The following is an 18,798-nucleotide window of genomic DNA, read 5'->3' as shown; positions in this document are numbered from 1 at the left end:
GACCAGACCGGCGGGAGGGGTAAGGTGGTATATAGGTTTTCGACATTCTATCCACACCATCACTGTATGAAACACCACCTTACGCTCTGCTTCGCCCTGCTGATCTGTAGTTCTTATTCGCAGGGTCAATCGCCAAAGCCCACCTTTTTTTTACGGCGCTACGTGGCTCACATCCGGCTGGAGTCGACCGCCAGCCAACAAATGGGTGTACTGTTTGACCTTACCGACTCCACACTGATTTTGGCCCCTATCCACGACCTAAAGGCGCAGATCAACACCCTGCTGGCGGCTCACAGGGGCGTTCTGCCACCCACCGATTCGCTGATGTCCGTTTTGTCGTTGCGAGCGTACCGATATGCACAGATCAGGCGGATCACGCTGCACCGGCGGGGGAGTGGCGGCAAGGGCTTTCTTCTCGGGGCTGGCATTGGCATCGGGCTGGTTTTAAGTGCTGGCGGTGGAAGCCGTGACGGCTATACAACCCCTGTCCAGAACGCCCTGGCCGGTGTTGTTTTATTCGGTATACCCGGCGCGATAATTGGAGCCAGTATAACCAAACACATTGATGCCAGGACGTATTCTGTCGCATCGGAAACAGAAAAACGGTTTCGGACTAACACGATCGTCGATCAGGTTAAGAAGGCCACTCTTTACGTAAAGTGAAAGCATACCCTACACATCCAATCCCTGTAAACGGACTGATATTACCCTGACCTATCCTTAAGCCTATATCTCATGAAACAACTTTTATACATCCTCGTTGCCCTGTTGTGCCTCAACTGCACGAAGTCAATTTACCACGTAGCCTCGGTGGAGTCTGAGCAGGTGAAATTAGTTGACAATGATTTTGTCTATGAAAACGAACAGTTGGCAGTTGTTTACAACTTCTGGGAAGAAGGCGGCCGCATGCGTTTTCTGCTTCATAACAAAACAGACCAGCCCATTTACATTGACTGGTCGAAAAGTTCGGTGGAGCGCAACGGAGTTACAACGATGTATAGTCAACTTCCTCAACCCAAAAGCCGGTTCGCCGACACCGCTCGGTACACCTACCGAAGCGAAAAAGTGGAGCCCTACCGACTGACGGCGCAGGGAACTACGCTGACCGAAATTCCACCAGAGCGATATGTCGCTATTGCCGACTTTCCCATTCAGCATACGATTCAGCCTGTCGATGCCAATACGAAAGTATTCAGCTACACGAAAAGCAACTCGCCACTCCGGTTACGGCAGCAACTGGTCTATTCATTCGATAAATCGCTGACCAACGGTCAACGGATAGACAATACGTTCTGGGTCGATAAAATTAGTTTGCTGCGCCATGGTGAATTAATGAAAGCCTATGGATCGCTGCAAAAAGGCCAGCCGGGTGCGTTGTATGCCATTGAGAAACGCCCGGCACCGGGCGGAACGATAGCCCTTGTTGTTGCAACGACGGCCGCCCTGGCCGGGGTAGTTCTTGTTGCCCTTAGTCAGCTAACCTTTACGGTGGGTGGGATCTAAGTATGAATGGTGAGATGGTTAGTAAGGTTTGCACAAAGCGCGTAGCCCTCTTCAGATACGTTGTTGATTGTACAATCTAATGCCCTAAATACGATTGAAACGCAGCCTCGCGGGCGGCTTCTGTATCATCGGGTTCCAGAAAGCGAATGATACGGGCCGGTGAACCCGCCACAACGGCGTAGGCCGGTACATCCTGCGTCACAATTGTTTTGCTGGCCACAATGGCACCCCGACCGATGTGCACGCCCGGCATGACAACAGCCCCGAAACCTACCCAGCTGTTATCGTCCAGCACGACGGGAGCGGGGGCGGTGCCGGGAATAAGATACCGTTCCAACGTATGCGCCACACCCTCCAGCAACGCCCGTCGCTGTTGGGCGGTAACGGCGCGTGAATCAAGCCAGGTATCGGTAATGATGGAACCCCAGGCCAGCATGCAGTGATTGCCAATGGTGATCTGGTTGTTGCAGATCAACTTCGTTGCGTTCAGTACGGAATAGTCGCCAACGGTGATTCGCCCTTGCGGGCCGGTAATAAAACAGGGGTTGTCGTAGCAGCCACTCGCCATACCAATGGCCAGGCCCGGTTGCAACTCCGACCGAAATTCGGCAAATCCATACGAGGTGTCGATGTACACACTGTCGCCCAGGTCAACATTGGCGGGTATGCCCCAGTTGCACCAGTCATCGGGCAGATATAGGCGGCCGTCATCACCCAGTTGACCGGTTACGGTTATATTTTCTCTCATGCCGCGTCGACGGGTTTGGCCGGGTTGCCCGACACGGTGCTGTTAGGAGCTACATCCCGAATGACCACGGCACCCGCTTCGATAACGGCGTTTTCACCAACACGGACGCCTTTCATGATCGTCGCGTTAAAGCCAATCCAGACGCCGTTCTCAATAACGATCGGTTTCGACGCTACCGCGGGCCGGTGCTGGTGATTGCCCAGGGGCGAGGTCGCGATGGTATCGGCCAGCCGGGCCGCCGGGGCAATGGGGTGAAAGTCAGAGTCGGCAATGGTAACGCCCCCGGCAATGAATACGTGCGATCCAATGGTAATGCGTTCGGTACACACCAGGGCGGCATTCGACACGTAGCAATAATCCCCAATTTCAACAAGTCCCTGCGGTTCGGTGGCTATTGAAGCCCGGCACAGCGTTACATGATCGCCGATAACAAGGCCCGGCTCACGTTTGGAAAAGAAATGCTTAAACGTCGATGCCGAGTCGATTACGGTGTTTTCGCCAATCCGGATGTTGGGCGGGATGCTGCCCTTATACCAGTCATCGGGCAGTCGTTCACCGGGCGTAAGCGGGTAAAAAATGGATTCTGTCTGCATACGGCAACGCCGGTTGGGACTAGGCGATCTGTTGATGATTGAACATGTCGGCGTAGGTTTCTCCCTTGCCCAGCAAATGGTGGTGCGTACCGCTCTCCACCACAACCCCATCTTTGAGCGTGATGATCAGATCGGCGTGTTTAATGGCCGACAGGCGGTGCGTGATGATGAAAACGGTTTTGCCGCGTGTAATATCGGCCAGGGCTTCGAAGACTTTAGCCTCCGTCAGCGCATCCAGGGCCGAGGTGGGTTCATCCAGAATCAGGATTGGTGCTTTTTTCAGGAAGGCGCGGGCCAGCGATATGCGTTGCTTTTCCCCACCCGAAAGCGACAAGCCCGACTCGACAATAACGGTGTCGTAGCCCTGCGGAAGTTTCAGGATAAAATCATGCGCCTGAGCCGCCCGGGCTGCCTGTTCGATGTCTTGGAAAGACGCATCGGGGTTGCCAAAGCCAATGTTCTCGGCAATGCTCATCGGGAACAAAAAGGGGTCCTGCAATACCAGCGCCATGTTTTCCCGCAGCCAGTGCAGGGGCATGTCACGAACATCGTACCCATCAATGAGCACCCGCCCCGACCAGGGATCATAAAAGCGGGACAGTAATGAAATGAGTGATGTTTTGCCCGCGCCCGTTGGCCCCACAATGGCCACGGTTTGCCCTGCGTCGACCGTCAGATTGATGTGTTTCAGCGTCGGCCGGTTAGGTTTGGTGCCATAGCCAAACACAACGTCGTCGAGCACAACCACACCCTGAAGCCGACTGGGGGCTATGGGTGTGGTACTCTCGATGACCGTTTCATCGGAGTCCAGAATCGAAAACAACCGTTTGCTGCGCGAGCCGATCACCACCGCCGTGCCCACCGCCGTCGACAGGGCGTTTACGGGTCCGAACAGGGCCGTGATATAGCCCAGAAAGATGTAGAGGTCGCCCGCCGATAAGGTCCCGTCAATACCCTGTTGCGCGCCCAGCCCGACAAGCGCTACAGCGGCTAGTCCGGTTATCAAGGTAGAGACCTGGTTGTAACCCGCCGATATTTTGGTGGCCGTCTGAAACGCCTTGTTGTATTCGACCGCGTGCGCTTCCATTTTCTGCCGCATATACGACTCCCGGGCAAAGGCCTGAATGATGCGCATCGACGCCAGACTTTGCTGCACAAAGGCAGAAAAGTTACCAAACTTCTCATATTGGAGCTCCGTTGTCCGGTCCATCGGTTTCGAAAAAGCGGCCAGCGCGATAGCTAGAAAAGGCACCACCGACAACGCCACCAGTGCCAGCGACAGGCTGATGGTAGCCATCACGTAGAACATAGCGCCCAGGCAAACCAGCGACGTAATGGCGGGCATAATGATCTGCGCCACCAGAAAGTAGACCACGAACACATCGCTGCTCATGCGCTGCAACAGATCCCCCACTTTGTTTTTCGAGTGGAACGAAAGTGAGAGCTGCTGCAGTTTGGCGTACAGATCAATGGAAAGATCGTTGACAAGCCGCTGGCAGAGCCGGGCTGTAAAACTGGTGACCAGAAACGCAATAAGCGTAGCCCCAACCGTGCTGATGAAGATGACGCCCAGGCAGATGATCAGTACCGATTGCTTATTGGCCACCGAGCCCGTGATGCCCAGCAACTGTTGCGCCACTGCGGGCAACGGCTTGTTGCCCAGCACGGAGTCGATCACGATCTTGAGCGGAAGCGGCTTCATCACTTCGAAGCCAACCCCTATCAGCGCAATCGCGATCAAACCGGCCAGCTTACTCCAATAGGGCGACACATAGCGAAATAGCCTTACTAAAAGCTGTATGTTGTTCATGAATGACTAGCGCATATTCCCGATGGAGACCAACTCTTCCAATTCCTCCTGAACAGCGGGTTTGCTGTCGTCAGATTCCGTTTCCCCAATTGGAAGTAAAAACGCGTTTTTCAGGGTTGCCATCGCGCGGGCCGTACCGCTGAAGTAGTCTTTTAGAATTAAGCCTGCCAGCAAACCCAGAATGGTCCCAACAATCGGCTGACCGCTCACGACCGCCAGAGCAGCCAGACCCACCAGAATGGCCAGAATGATGTTACTGGCCATGGAGTATTTTGTCCAGCATTTAAAGCGCAACAGCTGCTTGCCCGCACCATGTTCTTCAATCACCAGCACCCCCCGGACTACTGACGAAAAGCCCCCGCCAATCTGAAGGTCCCATTTGTCGAACGTGCCGCCGGGACGGATGCGCACCGACGACTCCAACAGGGTTTTCTCCATGGTTGTCAGCCACTCTTCGGTAGAATACCAGGTCTCCGACCATTTGGTTAGCACGGTGGCATGGCGGAAGAGATTACTGAAATGGTACGGATCCGGCCCGCGCCGACGCCAGGGGGTTAGCCCGTAGGTAAACCGTCCGTACAACCGGGCCAACGGCTGAATAAAGTGAAGCCAGGTCGTTAAAGACCAATATTTAAGGCGCTGAATACTGGATTGAGCCGGTAAATCAGCTTTGGCGGCACTTATACCCGCCTGCAGCAGCAAAACAGACAACGCCAGCAGCGCCACGGGGGCCGCCCAGATCAACGGTGCCCAGACGAGGCTAAGGACAGACAGAAAACCCAGGAAACCAATTAACAGGTACCATTCGGGCATCAGCGGCAGGAGGGCGATCAGGTTAGGAGCTGGCTGATAAACGGACTGGAAGGGAGCGGTTCCCCAGATACCATGAAAGATCTTGCCGCGACGAGTTTCGAGCGGCTGCGTCAGCCCATTTCCATAAATCTGTCCGGTCCAACTCAAGTGGCCAAGCCGGTTATAGCGTTCGGGCCACTTCTGTTCCAGCAAGGCTTCGGCACGTCCGTAACCTTTCTGCTGTTTCCAATACGCTTTAACCGAATTTCGGCGGTGGTGCCAGACCATTGCTGACGGGTGAAACCCAATGGTTCGGCCGGTGAGCTGAACACGCCAGCAGAGGTCAACATCGTCCCCCGCCGACCGGTAAATTGGGTCGAGGCCGTCAATTTCCAGCAGAACGTCACGCCGGAACGACATGTTGCAGCCCGGTATGTGTTCGGCAATTTCGTCGGTTGTCAGTACGTGAACCGGTCCGCCCGGCGCATTGGCGACACAGGTGGCAATAGGGCCATCGTTGGCGGGTAATAAATTAGGCCCGCCAATGCCGCCGTGGCTGGTGGTCAGGTAGCTGAAGGCCAGATACCGCAGCCAGTGAACATCGGGGTAGGCGTCATCATCAATGAACGCCACAATGTCGCCGGTAGCGGCATAAATGCCTGTATTTCGGGCATTGCTCAGTCCCCGGTTTTCGGTCGATATAAGCTGAAAAGGGTATTCACTGACAATCTCTGCCGTTTTATCGGTCGAGCCATCGTTCACAACAATCACCTCAAAATCGGGGTAATCAACTTTTAACAGCCCTTCCATGGTGTCGCGGATGGTCGATGCGCCGTTGTAGGAGCAAACCACCACCGACATTTTTGGCAGTTGTTGCTGGCTGGCAAAGGGTGCTTCTTCAAACGCTTTTGCTACAGCAGCCAGCGCGGGTTTGGGTTGCCGGTCCCGGTCAACGAGGCCGAAGTCCCAATCGTCGATGGGAAATCCACCACGCCACCATTCATCTGTCCAGGCAAAAACGAACGTCCCGGCGCATCCTTTGCCCAGAATGGTTCGGATCTGCCAGTCGAGTACGTGGGCCTGATGGTCGAGGCTATTTCGCTGGCTGTCCAGCCCGATTTCGGCAAGAACCAGGGGGCGGTCGCCGGTCAGATTGTGCAGACGGGAGAGGTATATACTTAACTTTTCTTCTGTTTCGAGGTAAACGTTGAAACAGTCGAAATCCAGAAAGGGCAATTGAAGGTATTCGGTCGTTGGGTAGTTAACGTAAGTCACCAGGCCTTCGGGGTCAACGGCTTTGATGGCTTTGTAGAGCGTATGAATAAATTTCTCCACACGTTCGGGTCCATACCAGCGAACGATAGGAGCGGGAATTTCATTGCCGACCGTGTAACACAAAACGGCGGGGTGGTTTGAACAACTGCGTACACCCTCCTGCACACGTCTGATAATATCCTGCACCCGACTGTCGTCGTCCAGAAACGTGATGTGCTGCTCCCAGGGTAGGCCGACCATTACTTTCAGGCCGTGCTGCCGGGCCAGATCGAGCAGGTAAGTGGGGGGGACTGTATAGGTGCGAACGGAATTAATACCATGCGCTTCCATCAGGGCGAAATCCTGCTCAACTACATACGGTTCCGGGAACTGAACCCCCTCGTCGTTTGGCGCAAACGTACCATAGGTGACGCCTTTAATATAAAATTTTTCATTGGCTACTGTGATGAATTTACCCTCGACTTTGGGTCGATTGGTAGACAAGCTACTTAATTGTTTATCAACCATGTTAAGTTAAGAATCAGCCTGTTAAGCTATTTTATATTAATAATTAGACATAGTAATTCATTGAGGATAGAATGATGAACAGAAAGGTGCTGGAGATAGATACTAAAGAGCGTAATCCGTAAATAAAGTGTGGAAATTCACGGATATGTAATATATACTTAGACTGTAACGGACGGTTTCGTTCGTTGGTATGTAGCTCTATTTCTTTCTTTCATTGGGAAAGGCACATTAAATAGTAACAAGAGTTTACCACCTTTATTGAAAAAAGTATATTAAGCGGTAGAATAAATGATATTAATTAAAAAAATATCATTTATGTAAATATAAAATCGTCATAAATGTTATAACTGTGAATGTTATGAATTTTATTTTGTAGTTTACTGAATTTGTATTTAGGTATCTTATAGTGTGTACTAATTCGAATGATTTGTTTTTTCGGGCAATGCTTCCTGTGTGTATAACCTGTAAAAGTACTTATGATCAATGACCACTCATCTGCTGATACCGGTTTGTGACGAAAGGCCGGGCCAGGTCGGCGATGCCTGGTATCTTGTATGTTCAATCGCTGGCCGGTTTGTTGGAGGTGTTTTGAATAACCCAGCCAGAAGCTGCCGAACAATCAGCCCGGCATGTTATTTCAGGGGTATATTGGGTTAGCGCCCGCCTGCATACTTCCAACGGAACCTCTTCCCTAAGCCATTTTCTCCGCCATTGGGCAATCCTAAAGCCCCTAAAAACGCTCCGTTGGTCAACTCAAGCCTTCCGTTCCTGAACTGGGTCTGTTTCTTCTGAAAGGCGTCTGCCATTTTTGGAGAGTCAGATGGGCAGTGTTGCTTCGAGACGCTGCCATGCTTTTATCCACACTCTTTCAACATATGCCCTGTTTCTATCCACACTCTTTTTTACCTTTTGTCCAGTGAAAAAAAGCCTACTACTGTTGTTTGTACTCTGTGTGTCGATGTACACATATGCCCAGTCGACCTACCAGGTCGCTTCGATGCAATCAGACCAGGTGAAGCTTGTTGAGAATGATTTCGTCTATGAAAACGATCATTTAAAAGTCATTTATAATTTATGGGAGGAGGGAGGCCGGATGCGTTTTATGCTCTACAATAAAACGGATCAACCCATATACATCGACTGGTCGAAAAGTTTTATCGAGCGCAACGGCTTTGTCACAGTTTATAGTCGACTGGCAGAGACAGCTAGAAATAGTTCGGCAGACGTCGGGCAATATATTTACCAGAAAGCAGAGGTACAGCCTTTACGAAGAACGGCACGAACCAATCCAATCGCAAAGGTTCCACCACATACGTACGTGGCTATTGCTGATTTTCTCATTAATCATGTCCAGGAACAAACCTATCCGTTAGGGGAAGTTTATACCTACACGAAAGGGAACTCCCCTTTGCAAGTAGAACACCGATTAGCTTATTCCTCCGACAAGTCTTTAGCCGATACCCTGATCATCTCGAATTCATTTTGGGCTGAGTCAATTCATACGCTTGGAAGAGACGAATTAAGCCGTCTATACGGATCACTACAATTCGGCAAGCCCAATGCCTTGTATGCCCTTCATCGTCAGCCCTATGAACCTATATCCAATTATGAGCGCAGCCGTGGAGACAGGGTGACCAGTCGTATTCTTTTAGGTATTTTAAGCGTCGTGGTTTATATAATAATTAATGTTAGACGGTAATTGTGGTTATCAGGTTAAAAGCTACTGTCCTGGTTTTCTTCTTATTTAATTTCTCTCACTTATCCTCATCGCTCAGTCAATGATTACACGTCTAACACTTGTCTGTTTACTGCTTTCTATTCATTGTCGAGCACAACTGACCCAAACGCTGCGTGGTCGGGTGGTCGACAAAGAATCCAAATACCCGCTGGCTGGCGCTACGGTGCAGATCGTCGATCAAAAAGGAGGGACAATAACCGATTCGATCGGGGTGTATCGCGTTGCCAGTGTGCCGGTTGGTCGACGAACCGTTCGCATAACGCTGGTGGGCTATAAAGAGGTACTGCTCAATAACATCATTGTCGATGCGGGTCGAGAAACCATTCTGGACGTCGACATGGAAGAAAGTATCCAGCAACTAACCCTTGTTACGGTTAAGGCGCAACGCACGGGAGAGGCCCGCAATGATATGGCGGTGGTGTCGGCGCGGCAGTTTTCGGTAGATGAAGCCGACCGCTATGCCGGTAGCCGGGGCGAACCGGCCCGGATGGCGTCTAACTTTGCCGGGGTGCAGGGTGCCGATGATTCGCGCAACGATATCGTTATCCGGGGCAATTCGCCACAGGGTGTACTCTGGCGGCTCGAAGGCGTCAGCATTCCCAACCCCAACCACTTTGCCATTGCTGGTACATCGGGTGGGCCAGTGAGCATTATCAACAACCGCTATCTGGCCAATTCTGATTTTTTTACGGGCGCCTTTCCCGCTGAGTTTGGCAACACCGTGGCGGGTGTGTTTGATCTCAAGCTTCGTAACGGCAACAATGAAAAGCACGAAAAAACGGTTCAGTTTGGCTTTTTAGGTACCGAAGCCATGGTCGAAGGTCCTTTGTCGCGTAAGTCTGGCAAGTCCATGTCGGGAGCTTCCTACATGGCATCCTTTCGTTACGCCAACCTGGGTTTGTTCAATAAGATTGGCCTGGACATTGGCACCCAGGCCGTCCCTTCCTATCAGGATGGTTTCCTTCGGCTGAACTTCCCCCTCAAAACCCGCACGGGGGCACCGGCCGGTAGTATCGCCCTTTGGGCGCTGGGGGGGACGAGTACGGTAGATATTCTGGTGAGTGAGCAGAAAGCCGACGACCGGAACATTTTTGGACAGAATGACCGGGATCAGTACTATACCTCCCGCATGGGCGTGGCGGGCCTGACCTATACGCGCCCGGTCAGCAAACAAACGTTCTGGAAGACTACGCTGGCCGTGTCGGGCAATGTGCAGGATGCCAACCATAATTACCTGTTTCTGCGAAAAGATGGTGTCGGCAACCCCATCGTGCAGAATAGCCGCTTTGTGATCGACTCGCTCCGACCCATTCTGGACTACCGGTTTCAGGAAATTAGGTACACGGTTTCCTCCTTTGTCAACCACAAAATCGGGTCGAGGAGTACCCTTAAGCTGGGGTTGAATACCGACATTATTCATTTTACGGCCTTCGATAGTGTGCGGACGTTTGAGCCGCCAACCTCCACCCGATTCACGCGCTGGGAAAGTCGGTGGAACACCAATGAGTCGTTTGGTCTTATCCAGCCTTACGTGAGCTACCGCACCCGCCTGTCGGACAACCTGACGCTGACGGCGGGTCTCAACGCCCTCATCATGACGCTGAATCGCAACAGCATTTCTCCGCTCGAACCCCGGCTTGGCCTGAGTTATGACTTGCCCAACCGCCAGAAGCTGAGCGTAGCCATGGGCTTACACAGCCAGATGCAACCCACTTATACGTATTTCTATAAAACACCTGATCGGACCTCGTCAACCTACCCGAGTCCGCTGGTAGAAGAAAACCGGAACGTGGGGCTGACAAAGAGCTGGCACTATGTCGCCAGTTATAACCGGCTGGTGGGGCAAAACATGCGGCTGCTGGTCGAAACCTATTACCAGCGGTTAGTCAACATACCCGTTGAGCGGGTCGAATCGTCGTTTTCGATGGTTAACTCCGGGGCCGCTTTCTCGCGTATTTTCCCCGGCCCGCTGGTCAATACCGGCGTTGGACGTAATTACGGCGTTGAACTGACGCTGGAAAAGTTCTTTAGCGACAACTACTACTTCCTGGTGACAGGCTCCCTGTTCGACGCGAAATACAAAGGCTCTGACAATGTCTGGCGGAACACTGACTTTAACGGTCGCTACGCCTTCAATGCCCTTTTTGCCAAAGAGATACCCTTCCGGCGGTCCAGCTTGAGTGTGGGGGCTAAATTTACGGCGACGGGCGGGCGCTGGTATGGTCCGGTCGATGAAGCGGCTTCGCGCCGGAACCAGGAGATTGTCTATGCCAGTGCGACCCGCAACTCGCTCCAGTTTGCGCCCTACCGCCGATTTGATTTGAAGATCGACTACAAGATCAACCGGCAGCGGCTCACGCATACCATCGCCGTCGATCTGGTGAATGTGCTGAGTATTAAAAACCTGTTGACCCTGAGTTACGCCCCCCAGCCCGATGGTACATTCGTTAAACAGGAATATCAGTTGGGCTTTCTGCCGGTGTTTTACTACCGGGTAAACTTCTGACGAGTGCGTTTTCCGGCAATTGACAGAAAAGTATAACTTGCCGAAAATCTTGCTTATGACTCTTCAAACCCTGGATACTGGTCTTTTTAAATTGGACGGGGGCGCCATGTTTGGTGTGGTGCCCAAGTCGATCTGGCAAAAACAAAGTCCTGCCGATGAGCGGAATCTCTGCGACTGGGCGCTGCGATGCCTGTTGGTTGAACAGGGAAATCGGTTGATGATCGTCGATACGGGTGTGGGCGACAAGCAGGATGCTAAATTCTTCGGCTATTATGACCTGCCCAATGGCAAAACCCTGACCGGTGCCGTGGAGCAGGCGGGTTATTCGATCAATGATATTACCGATGTACTGCTGACCCACCTGCATTTCGATCATGCGGGCGGAGCCGTTCGCTACCGCGACGCCAGCCGGACAACACTCGAAGCGACCTTTCCCCAGGCCACCTACTGGAGCCATAGCGGGCAGTGGGACTGGGCTACCAATCCTAATCCACGCGAGCGGGCTACCTATCTGCGGGAAAACTTCATGCCCTTGCAGGCCAACGGTCAGCTGCAGTTTCTTGACCGGGATGAGCTGAACCTGCCGGGTGTCGATTTTATTTATCTGGATGGCCATACCGAAAAGATGACGCTGCCCGTATTTCAGCTCGGCGCTAACACGGATAAGCCCCGCACGGTTGCTTTCTGTGCCGACCTGATTCCGTCGGCCGCTCATATACCTATTCCTTATGTAATGGGCTACGACGTTCGGCCGCTGGTGACGATGGATGAAAAGACGAGCTTTCTCAACCGGGCCGTCGATGAGAACTGGTTGCTGGTGTTCGATCACGACCCCATCTGCGAAGCGGCTACGCTGGAACGCACCGAAAAAGGAATCCGGATAAAGGATAAAGGAACGCTGGCAGAACTGCTGTAGCGTTGATATGGCGCATGGGCAGCCGACCGCCCACGCGACAAACCAAACCTTTACGTCTTTCGTTAAAGAAACACGTTTATTTCATTCATTAAGCTATGAGAATTGGTCTGGCATTATCGGGGGGAGGGGCGCGTGGTATTGCGCACCTGGGTGTTATCAAAGCCCTTCAGGAACTGGGTATTCGCTTCGATCAGATTTCGGGAGCCAGTGCCGGTGCCATTGTGGGGGCGTTGCTGGCGCAGGGCTATACACCCGACGAGAGCCTGAAGATCATCGAATCCTCCTCTTTTGTCCGTCACATCCGACCGGCCTGGAACCGGATGGGGCTGCTGCGACTGGATACGGCTGTTGATTTATACCGCAAATACATTCCGCACGATTCCTTTGAAGGGCTGAAAATTCCGCTTCACGTCGTAGCCGTCGATTTGAATGCTGGTGAACAGGTAATATTCGAAACCGGGGAACTGATCAGGCCAGTGCTGGCTTCCTGCTGCCTGCCGGGTATTTTTGAACCGATGCTCATTCATAAGCGTCAATTTGTGGACGGGGGTGTATTGAATAACCTGCCCATTGATGTGATCGAGAATAAGGTTGATTTTCTGATCGGCTCACATTGTAACCCGTTCGGTACAACCCGCCCCATTCGATCGATGCGGGGTGTGATTGAGCGAAGTATCATTCTGGCCGTCCAGAGTAAAACAAGGGAGCGTTTTGCCCGTTGCAATATTCTGATTGAACCTCCTCAACTCACCCAGTACGGAACAACCGATATTAGTAAAGCGCGGGAGTTATTCCGGGCTGGATACCAGTATACACGCTCCATATCGGCTGAGATTGGTAAAGCGCTGGATAAACCGACGGTGGAAACATCCTAGTCGGTAGAGTGCCAAATTAGTGTACAAAACCAAAAAACGCCGGACTACTCAGTTCGGCGTTTTTTAGTTGAAGTGTTTCAGGAAAAAATATAAAGTTCTAGTGATAAGTATAAAATAAGTAATCCAAATACGGTTTTTATAACTCAATCAAATCATGGCTCCAGCCGAGTTGTATTCAGTTTATTTAAGTATAAATACGCGTAATTAACCAAATTTTAATCCTGATTTCTGGGGCTTTGTGGGTTCTTTATCAAAATAATATTTTGAATAAGCTCCTGTTGATGTGATGAAATTAATACTGTAATGCATTTATGTAAAATTTTGATAGATAGATTGCTTAGTATACTTTTGTTGAAAGTACTCATTTCTTAACTTACTAAATAGCAGCATTTATGAGGAAAATTTTACTGATGAGCTTACTGCTTGTATGCTCATTTTGGCTCCCGGCCCTGGCTCAGGAGCGAACAATTACAGGTAAGGTAACAGCCTCTGAAGATGGTTCGCCCATGCCTGGAGTATCTGTCGTTATTAAGGGCACAACACGAGGAACAAATACAGATGCGAATGGTAGCTATTCCATCAGTGTTACCGAAAAAGGCAGTCGGTTGATTTTTAGCTTCGTAGGTTCTGCCTCGCAGGAGCTTGAAATTGGCAATAAGTCGGTCATCAATGTTGCTCTGGCCAATGATGCCAAGCAATTGGGCGAAGTTGTTGTAACAGCTTTGGGACAGCAGCGGGATAAAAAAGCGCTCGCTTATGCCGTCTCCAATGTAAAAGGAGATATACTTCAGCAACGCTCCGAGCCAGATCCACTACGGGCGCTGTCAGGTAAAGTACCGGGTGTAAACATTACGGCCGGTAACGGAGCACCCGGCGCGGGTACCCGGATCACCATCCGGGGTAACAACTCTTTCACAGGCAATAACCAGCCGCTGTTCGTTGTCGACGGTATTCCTTTTGACAACTCGGTAAATACACCCCAAAACGGTAGCCAGGGGTATAATACAAATACAGTAACGACAAACCGCGCCTACGACATCGATCCGAACAACATCGAAGCGATGACTGTATTGAAAGGTGCGGCTGCATCGGCTCTGTACGGTTCACGGGCTGCCAATGGTGTAATCGTGATCACGACCAAATCGGGTAGCAAATCGGCCCGGAAAGGTCTTGAAATTAATTTCAACTCGTCGTACTCGGTCGAGAACGTATCCACAATTCCAGAATACCAGGACACCTATACGCAGGGCTCTAACCAGACTTACAACGGTGGATTTATTGGAAACTGGGGAACCGTTTTCCCTTCAGAAGTTGACCGCATTAACGCAAGTTTAGGTTTTGAGCGGTATTCTAAAGTAGTTGACCCCGATTATCCGGCGGGTACCATTCCTCATCCACTGGTCGATGCAACGGTCCCTTACGGCGCTGCCCGTTACCAGACGGCTTTCCCTGAATTGCTGCAGTCAAATGGCCGGGGTATTGCCGTACCCCTTAAGCCTTATGATATCATTGGTGGCTTTTTCAAGACCGGTAAAGTGATGGAAAATGGTATCCAGATCACCTCTACCGGCGATAAGACGTCGCTGAACGCATCGGTGTCGAAGACCAAAAATGAGGGGATTATCCCCAATTCCTTCACCGATCGTACTACCCTGAGCTTTGGCGGTAATGCTCAACTTAGCAACGGTGTGAGCGTAGCCGGTAGTGTTGCCTATACGAACACGAATCAGCAAAGCCCACAGTCGGGAGCTGGTTACTATGCTGACTACGGCGGGCTGGCTTCTGCCGGTTCCATCTATAGCCGTTTGTTTTATCTGCCCCGTAACTTTGACCTGAATGGCTATCCGTTCGAAAACCCGGTTGATGGCTCGAACGTATTCTACCGGGCGCTGGACAATCCGCTCTGGACCGCTAAGTATAATCTCTATAACTCCAGCGTAAACCGGGTTTACGGGAACATGACGCTGACCTACGATATAACACCCTGGCTGAACTTTACCGCTCGTGGTGGTATCAATACCTATTCCGAAACGCGTAGAAACGTGCTCCGTCCCGGTGGTTCGTTTTCTCCGCTCGGTTCAGTATCGCGGACTGATCTGACGAATACAGAAATTGATTTCACCTTTCTGGCGACGGCACAGCACGATTTTTCGGAAAAGATTAATGCCAAGCTGCTGGTTGGTTTCAACCCAAACCAGCGGACCTACACGGAGTCTTCGGTTAGTGGAGCGCCTGTTATCGATCCAAACATCCTGACCATTGGCGGTACGCTGAACCAGAACGCGGCCGATTACCGGAGCCAGCGTCGGTTATACGGAATTTTCAGTGAGTTGACGGTAGGGTATGGCAACTTCCTGTTCCTGACGGCTTCGGTTCGGAATGACCAGTCTTCGACACTGCCTGCCGCCAATAACAGCTACTACTATCCGGCCGTATCCGGTTCGTTCGTATTCTCCGATGTGCTGAACCTGCCCAAGAACATCATCAATCTGGGTAAATTACGGGCTAACTACGCCAAAGTAGGTAAAGATGCTTCGCCCTACCAGGTGTTTACGGCGTATAACCTCGGTCGTACGTTCTACAATGGCACCGCCATTTCAACGGCCAACCTGCCAAGCCAGTTGAACAACGTTAATTTGAAGCCTGAGTTTACAACTGAGGTAGAGTTAGGTACTGAGCTCCAGTTCTTTAACAACCGGATTGGTATTGACGCGGCTTATTTTGATCGTGTATCGACTGACTTGATCGTTACCCGGGAGTTACCCCGCACATCGGGTTTTGCTACCGAAATAACCAACGCCGGTAAAATTTCCAACAAAGGTTGGGAAGTGGGTCTGACGCTTGTTCCGCTGCGCATGGCCAATGGTCTGACCTGGACGTCTTACTTTGCGTTCACAACCATCAAGTCGAAAGTGGAAGATGCCGGTCCCGGTGGTGAAATCTTCATTGGTGGTACCGGTCTTACGTCGCTGGGAACCATTTTCCGGAATGGCCTGCCTTACGGACAGATCATTGGTTCGAAGAACGCTCGTGACGATGCCGGTAACCTATTGATCAACCCAAGCACGGGTCTTCCCATCCGGGCTCCCAAGTCAGATATTATTGGCGATCCGAATACGAAATACCAGGTGGGCTGGACCAACACGGTAAACTTTAAAAATTTCTCGCTGAGCGTATTGATGGACTACAAAGCTGGTGGTAGCCTGTTTTCCAGCACAGCGGCTTCGCTGCTGTTGCGTGGCCAGCTCAAAAACTCCGAAGATCGCGAAGGTATGCGGGTAATTCCGGGGGTGTTGGGTGATCCGGCTACCTACAAGCCACTGGTTGGTGACAATGGCCAGCCCATTAAAAATACCATCGCTATGTCGGCTTTCCAGTACCACTTTACGGATGGATACGGGGCTTACGGTGCTGACGAAGTAAACATCTACGACGCTACGGTTGTGCGCCTGCGGGAAGTATCGCTGGGCTATAGCGTACCGAAAGCCTTTCTGAAGCGCTATGCGAAAGTATTTGGCAGCCTGCGTATGTCGGTATCGGGTCGTAACCTGTGGTTCTATGCGCCGAACATGCTGAAAGGACTGAACTTCGACCCCGAAGTGCTGTCTAACTTCGCCGATTCGAACATCCAGGGCTTCGACCTGGGCGCTTCGCCATCGACCCGTCGTTTCGGTATTAACCTCAATGCTTCATTCTAACTACGGTCAGGGAAATTTATTGGATAAATCTCCCTCAGTAAAAAATCAAACTAAGCAGTTACAATGATCAATACTAAAAATAGTATCAGGACACTGGCACTGGCTGGATTCATCAGCATAGCCAGTTCGTGTAGCTACACCGACCTGGATATCAATACCGATCCTAATAAACCAGCATCCGGTTCGCTGGGTCTACTGCTACCCGTAGCGGAAAACGCAGCCCGTGATGCGTTCACGAGTGTCAATAGCAGTGCTATGGGTTTTGCGGGACTCTGGAATTCCAACGATGCCTATAACCTGAGCAACACCAGCTTTCAGGGAACCTGGAATGATGCTTACCGAAACCTGCAGAGCATGGAGGAAATGCTGAAGGCTACGGAAGATGGTAAGAACCCCCGCTATCGGGGTATTGCCCTGGTGCTGAAGGCCTATGCCATGGGTAACTACGTGGATATGTTCGGCGATATGCCGTACACAGAAGCCTGGAAAGGTAACGCAGCCAAACAGAACACGTCACCTGTATTCGATAAGGACGCTGCCATTTACGAGGATCTGATTAAACTGTGCGATCAGGCCATTGTGGAGCTGGCTAAACCCCAACCGGTTGCGGTTATCAATGATTACATGGGTGGGGGTAACGCCACTACCTGGACGCGGATCGCCAGAACGGTAAAGCTGCGCCTGTTGCTGAACTCTCGCAAAGGCCGCACCAACGGCAATGCCGAACTGAAAGCCGCTTTCGACGCGGGCGGGTTCATTTCAACCCCGGCGCAAAACTGGTCTTACCTGTATTCAAAGCAGATTTCACCCGAGCGGAATACCCACCCCTGGTTCATTACCTATACCGGAACCTCGGACCCGACTTACATCAACCACCAGTTGATGGGCGAAATGATTCTGAACAAAGATCCACGTCTGCCTTTCTACTTCTACCGGCAAACGTCACGGATTCTGGACCAGAACAACCCAACCGACCGGGGTACTACACCGTTTGGTGGCTCATACCTGCCGCTGCGGGCGTCATTCCTTGATGACTACAAGAGCGCATTTGGTATCACGGGTGCTATTCCTGCCGCTGACCTGGCTTTCATTGCCGGTTACTTCGGCCGGGATCGGGCCGACGTATCGGGTGCCGCTGCCGATGGTCCATTGCGCACGGCTCCCGGTACCTATCCGGCGGGTGGCGTTTATTCTGACCGGACTGTGGCGGCTGTCGCTCTGACGGGTCAGGCGGCACTCAACTTTGGTGGTGATGGTATGTGGCCGCTGATCCATAGCTGGAACACGAAGTACTACCAGGTGGAAGCCATTCTAGACGGAACCGGTGTAACGGGTGACCCCAGGGCTCTTTTTGAAGCTGCTATGCGGGAACAGATTGCCGTGGTAGTAGCTCAGGGTCTTAAATCAGATCCTACCCGGGCTAAAGCCCCCGCGCAAGCCGAAGTCGATGCGTATGTGAAAGCATGGCTGGATTTATATGATGCGGCAACGTCTACCCAGTCTAAACTGAACGTAGTAGCCAAACAAATCTGGTTCTGCTCCTGGGGACAGGGCATGGATATGTGGAACCTGCAGCGCCGGACCGGCTATCCTATCCAAAGCCAGTTCAAGCAGTTCTCGGTAGGTATTCAGGCTCCTATTTCAAAGCCGCCCCGTCAGTATGCCTTGCGCTTGCCCTATCCGCAGTCGGAAGGTGCCCTGAATCCGAATGCCGCTAAATACGTTTCCGATGTGATTTTCGACCGGGATCCAATCTTCTGGGACAAGGTAAAAGTTAAGTGGGAATACTAAGAAAATCATAGCCCCCGGCTACGCACATGCGTAAGCACGTAGCCGG

Annotated in this window: 13 protein-coding genes; 8 read left to right on the top strand and 5 right to left on the bottom strand. The window is 51.7% G+C overall.

What is annotated here, in order from left to right; all coding sequences use genetic code 11:
* Positions 1-66 precede the first annotated feature (66 nt).
* Both ACYVK4_RS06840 and ACYVK4_RS06835 read left to right on the top strand, forming a co-directional pair.
* Positions 67-663, top strand: a complete 597-nt coding sequence (locus tag ACYVK4_RS06840; protein WP_461126747.1) for a hypothetical protein — start codon at positions 67-69, stop codon at positions 661-663.
* A gap of 72 nt (positions 664-735) precedes the next feature.
* Positions 736-1,503: a hypothetical protein gene (locus ACYVK4_RS06835; RefSeq protein WP_461126746.1), complete on the top strand. Its 768-nt coding sequence runs from the start codon at positions 736-738 to the stop codon at positions 1,501-1,503.
* A gap of 76 nt (positions 1,504-1,579) precedes the next feature.
* On the opposite strand, the gene ACYVK4_RS06830 is transcribed toward ACYVK4_RS06835, so the two are convergent.
* The 5 genes from ACYVK4_RS06830 to ACYVK4_RS06810 form a co-directional block, all read right to left on the bottom strand.
* The gene (locus tag ACYVK4_RS06830) at positions 1,580-1,939 is read right to left on the bottom strand and encodes an acyltransferase (protein ID WP_461126899.1); all 360 of its coding nucleotides are present in this window, start codon (positions 1,937-1,939) and stop codon (positions 1,580-1,582) included.
* A 308-nt stretch (positions 1,940-2,247) separates the two neighbouring features.
* Positions 2,248-2,844: an acyltransferase gene (locus ACYVK4_RS06825; protein ID WP_461126745.1), complete on the bottom strand. Its 597-nt coding sequence runs from the start codon at positions 2,842-2,844 to the stop codon at positions 2,248-2,250.
* 19 nt (positions 2,845-2,863) lie between these two features.
* A complete protein-coding gene (locus ACYVK4_RS06820) occupies positions 2,864-4,654 on the bottom strand; it encodes an ABC transporter ATP-binding protein (RefSeq protein WP_461126744.1) in 1,791 nt (596 codons plus the stop codon).
* Between the two features lie 6 nt (positions 4,655-4,660).
* The gene (locus tag ACYVK4_RS06815) at positions 4,661-7,204 is read right to left on the bottom strand and encodes a glycosyltransferase (protein ID WP_461126743.1); all 2,544 of its coding nucleotides are present in this window, start codon (positions 7,202-7,204) and stop codon (positions 4,661-4,663) included.
* A 677-nt stretch (positions 7,205-7,881) separates the two neighbouring features.
* Positions 7,882-8,034, bottom strand: a complete 153-nt coding sequence (locus tag ACYVK4_RS06810) for a hypothetical protein (protein WP_461126742.1) — start codon at positions 8,032-8,034, stop codon at positions 7,882-7,884.
* 110 nt (positions 8,035-8,144) lie between these two features.
* Here ACYVK4_RS06810 and ACYVK4_RS06805 point away from each other — a divergent pair, with 110 nt between their 5' ends.
* From ACYVK4_RS06805 to ACYVK4_RS06780, 6 genes are all read left to right on the top strand, one after another.
* Positions 8,145-8,927 carry a hypothetical protein gene (locus ACYVK4_RS06805; RefSeq protein WP_461126741.1) on the top strand — a complete coding sequence of 261 codons (783 nt, stop codon included), beginning with the start codon at positions 8,145-8,147 and terminating at the stop codon, positions 8,925-8,927.
* 79 nt (positions 8,928-9,006) lie between these two features.
* Positions 9,007-11,472 carry a carboxypeptidase regulatory-like domain-containing protein gene (locus ACYVK4_RS06800; RefSeq protein WP_461126740.1) on the top strand — a complete coding sequence of 822 codons (2,466 nt, stop codon included), beginning with the start codon at positions 9,007-9,009 and terminating at the stop codon, positions 11,470-11,472.
* A gap of 55 nt (positions 11,473-11,527) precedes the next feature.
* Positions 11,528-12,388 (top strand): MBL fold metallo-hydrolase, encoded by an 861-nt coding sequence (locus ACYVK4_RS06795; protein ID WP_461126739.1) that lies wholly within the window; start codon positions 11,528-11,530, stop codon positions 12,386-12,388.
* Between the two features lie 95 nt (positions 12,389-12,483).
* Positions 12,484-13,263, top strand: coding sequence for a patatin-like phospholipase family protein (locus tag ACYVK4_RS06790; RefSeq protein WP_461126738.1), 780 nt, complete (start codon positions 12,484-12,486; stop codon positions 13,261-13,263).
* Positions 13,264-13,655: 392 nt separating this feature from the next.
* Positions 13,656-16,961 carry a SusC/RagA family TonB-linked outer membrane protein gene (locus ACYVK4_RS06785; RefSeq protein WP_461126737.1) on the top strand — a complete coding sequence of 1,102 codons (3,306 nt, stop codon included), beginning with the start codon at positions 13,656-13,658 and terminating at the stop codon, positions 16,959-16,961.
* A 63-nt stretch (positions 16,962-17,024) separates the two neighbouring features.
* On the top strand, positions 17,025-18,752 hold the full coding sequence (locus ACYVK4_RS06780) for a SusD/RagB family nutrient-binding outer membrane lipoprotein (protein ID WP_461126736.1): 1,728 nt from the start codon (positions 17,025-17,027) through the stop codon (positions 18,750-18,752).
* Positions 18,753-18,798: the final 46 nt, after the last annotated feature.

The sequence above is a fragment of the Spirosoma aerophilum genome, from assembly GCF_054782495.1.
Note: the sequence above shows the minus strand (reverse complement) of the source record. Positions and strands in the feature narration are given on the sequence as shown.

What these genes read in the sequence shown, in the direction of transcription:
- ACYVK4_RS06800 (WP_461126740.1), top strand. Translation starts at nt 9,007, where the DNA reads ATGATTACACGTCTAACACTTGTCTGTTTACTGCTTTCTATTCATTGT.
- ACYVK4_RS06810 (WP_461126742.1), bottom strand. Translation starts at nt 8,034, where the DNA reads ATGGCAGACGCCTTTCAGAAGAAACAGACCCAGTTCAGGAACGGAAGG.
- ACYVK4_RS06835 (WP_461126746.1), top strand. Translation starts at nt 736, where the DNA reads ATGAAACAACTTTTATACATCCTCGTTGCCCTGTTGTGCCTCAACTGC.
- ACYVK4_RS06795 (WP_461126739.1), top strand. Translation starts at nt 11,528, where the DNA reads ATGACTCTTCAAACCCTGGATACTGGTCTTTTTAAATTGGACGGGGGC.
- ACYVK4_RS06785 (WP_461126737.1), top strand. Translation starts at nt 13,656, where the DNA reads ATGAGGAAAATTTTACTGATGAGCTTACTGCTTGTATGCTCATTTTGG.
- ACYVK4_RS06825 (WP_461126745.1), bottom strand. Translation starts at nt 2,844, where the DNA reads ATGCAGACAGAATCCATTTTTTACCCGCTTACGCCCGGTGAACGACTG.
- ACYVK4_RS06830 (WP_461126899.1), bottom strand. Translation starts at nt 1,939, where the DNA reads ATGCTGGCCTGGGGTTCCATCATTACCGATACCTGGCTTGATTCACGC.
- ACYVK4_RS06790 (WP_461126738.1), top strand. Translation starts at nt 12,484, where the DNA reads ATGAGAATTGGTCTGGCATTATCGGGGGGAGGGGCGCGTGGTATTGCG.
- ACYVK4_RS06820 (WP_461126744.1), bottom strand. Translation starts at nt 4,654, where the DNA reads ATGAACAACATACAGCTTTTAGTAAGGCTATTTCGCTATGTGTCGCCC.
- ACYVK4_RS06780 (WP_461126736.1), top strand. Translation starts at nt 17,025, where the DNA reads ATGATCAATACTAAAAATAGTATCAGGACACTGGCACTGGCTGGATTC.
- ACYVK4_RS06840 (WP_461126747.1), top strand. Translation starts at nt 67, where the DNA reads ATGAAACACCACCTTACGCTCTGCTTCGCCCTGCTGATCTGTAGTTCT.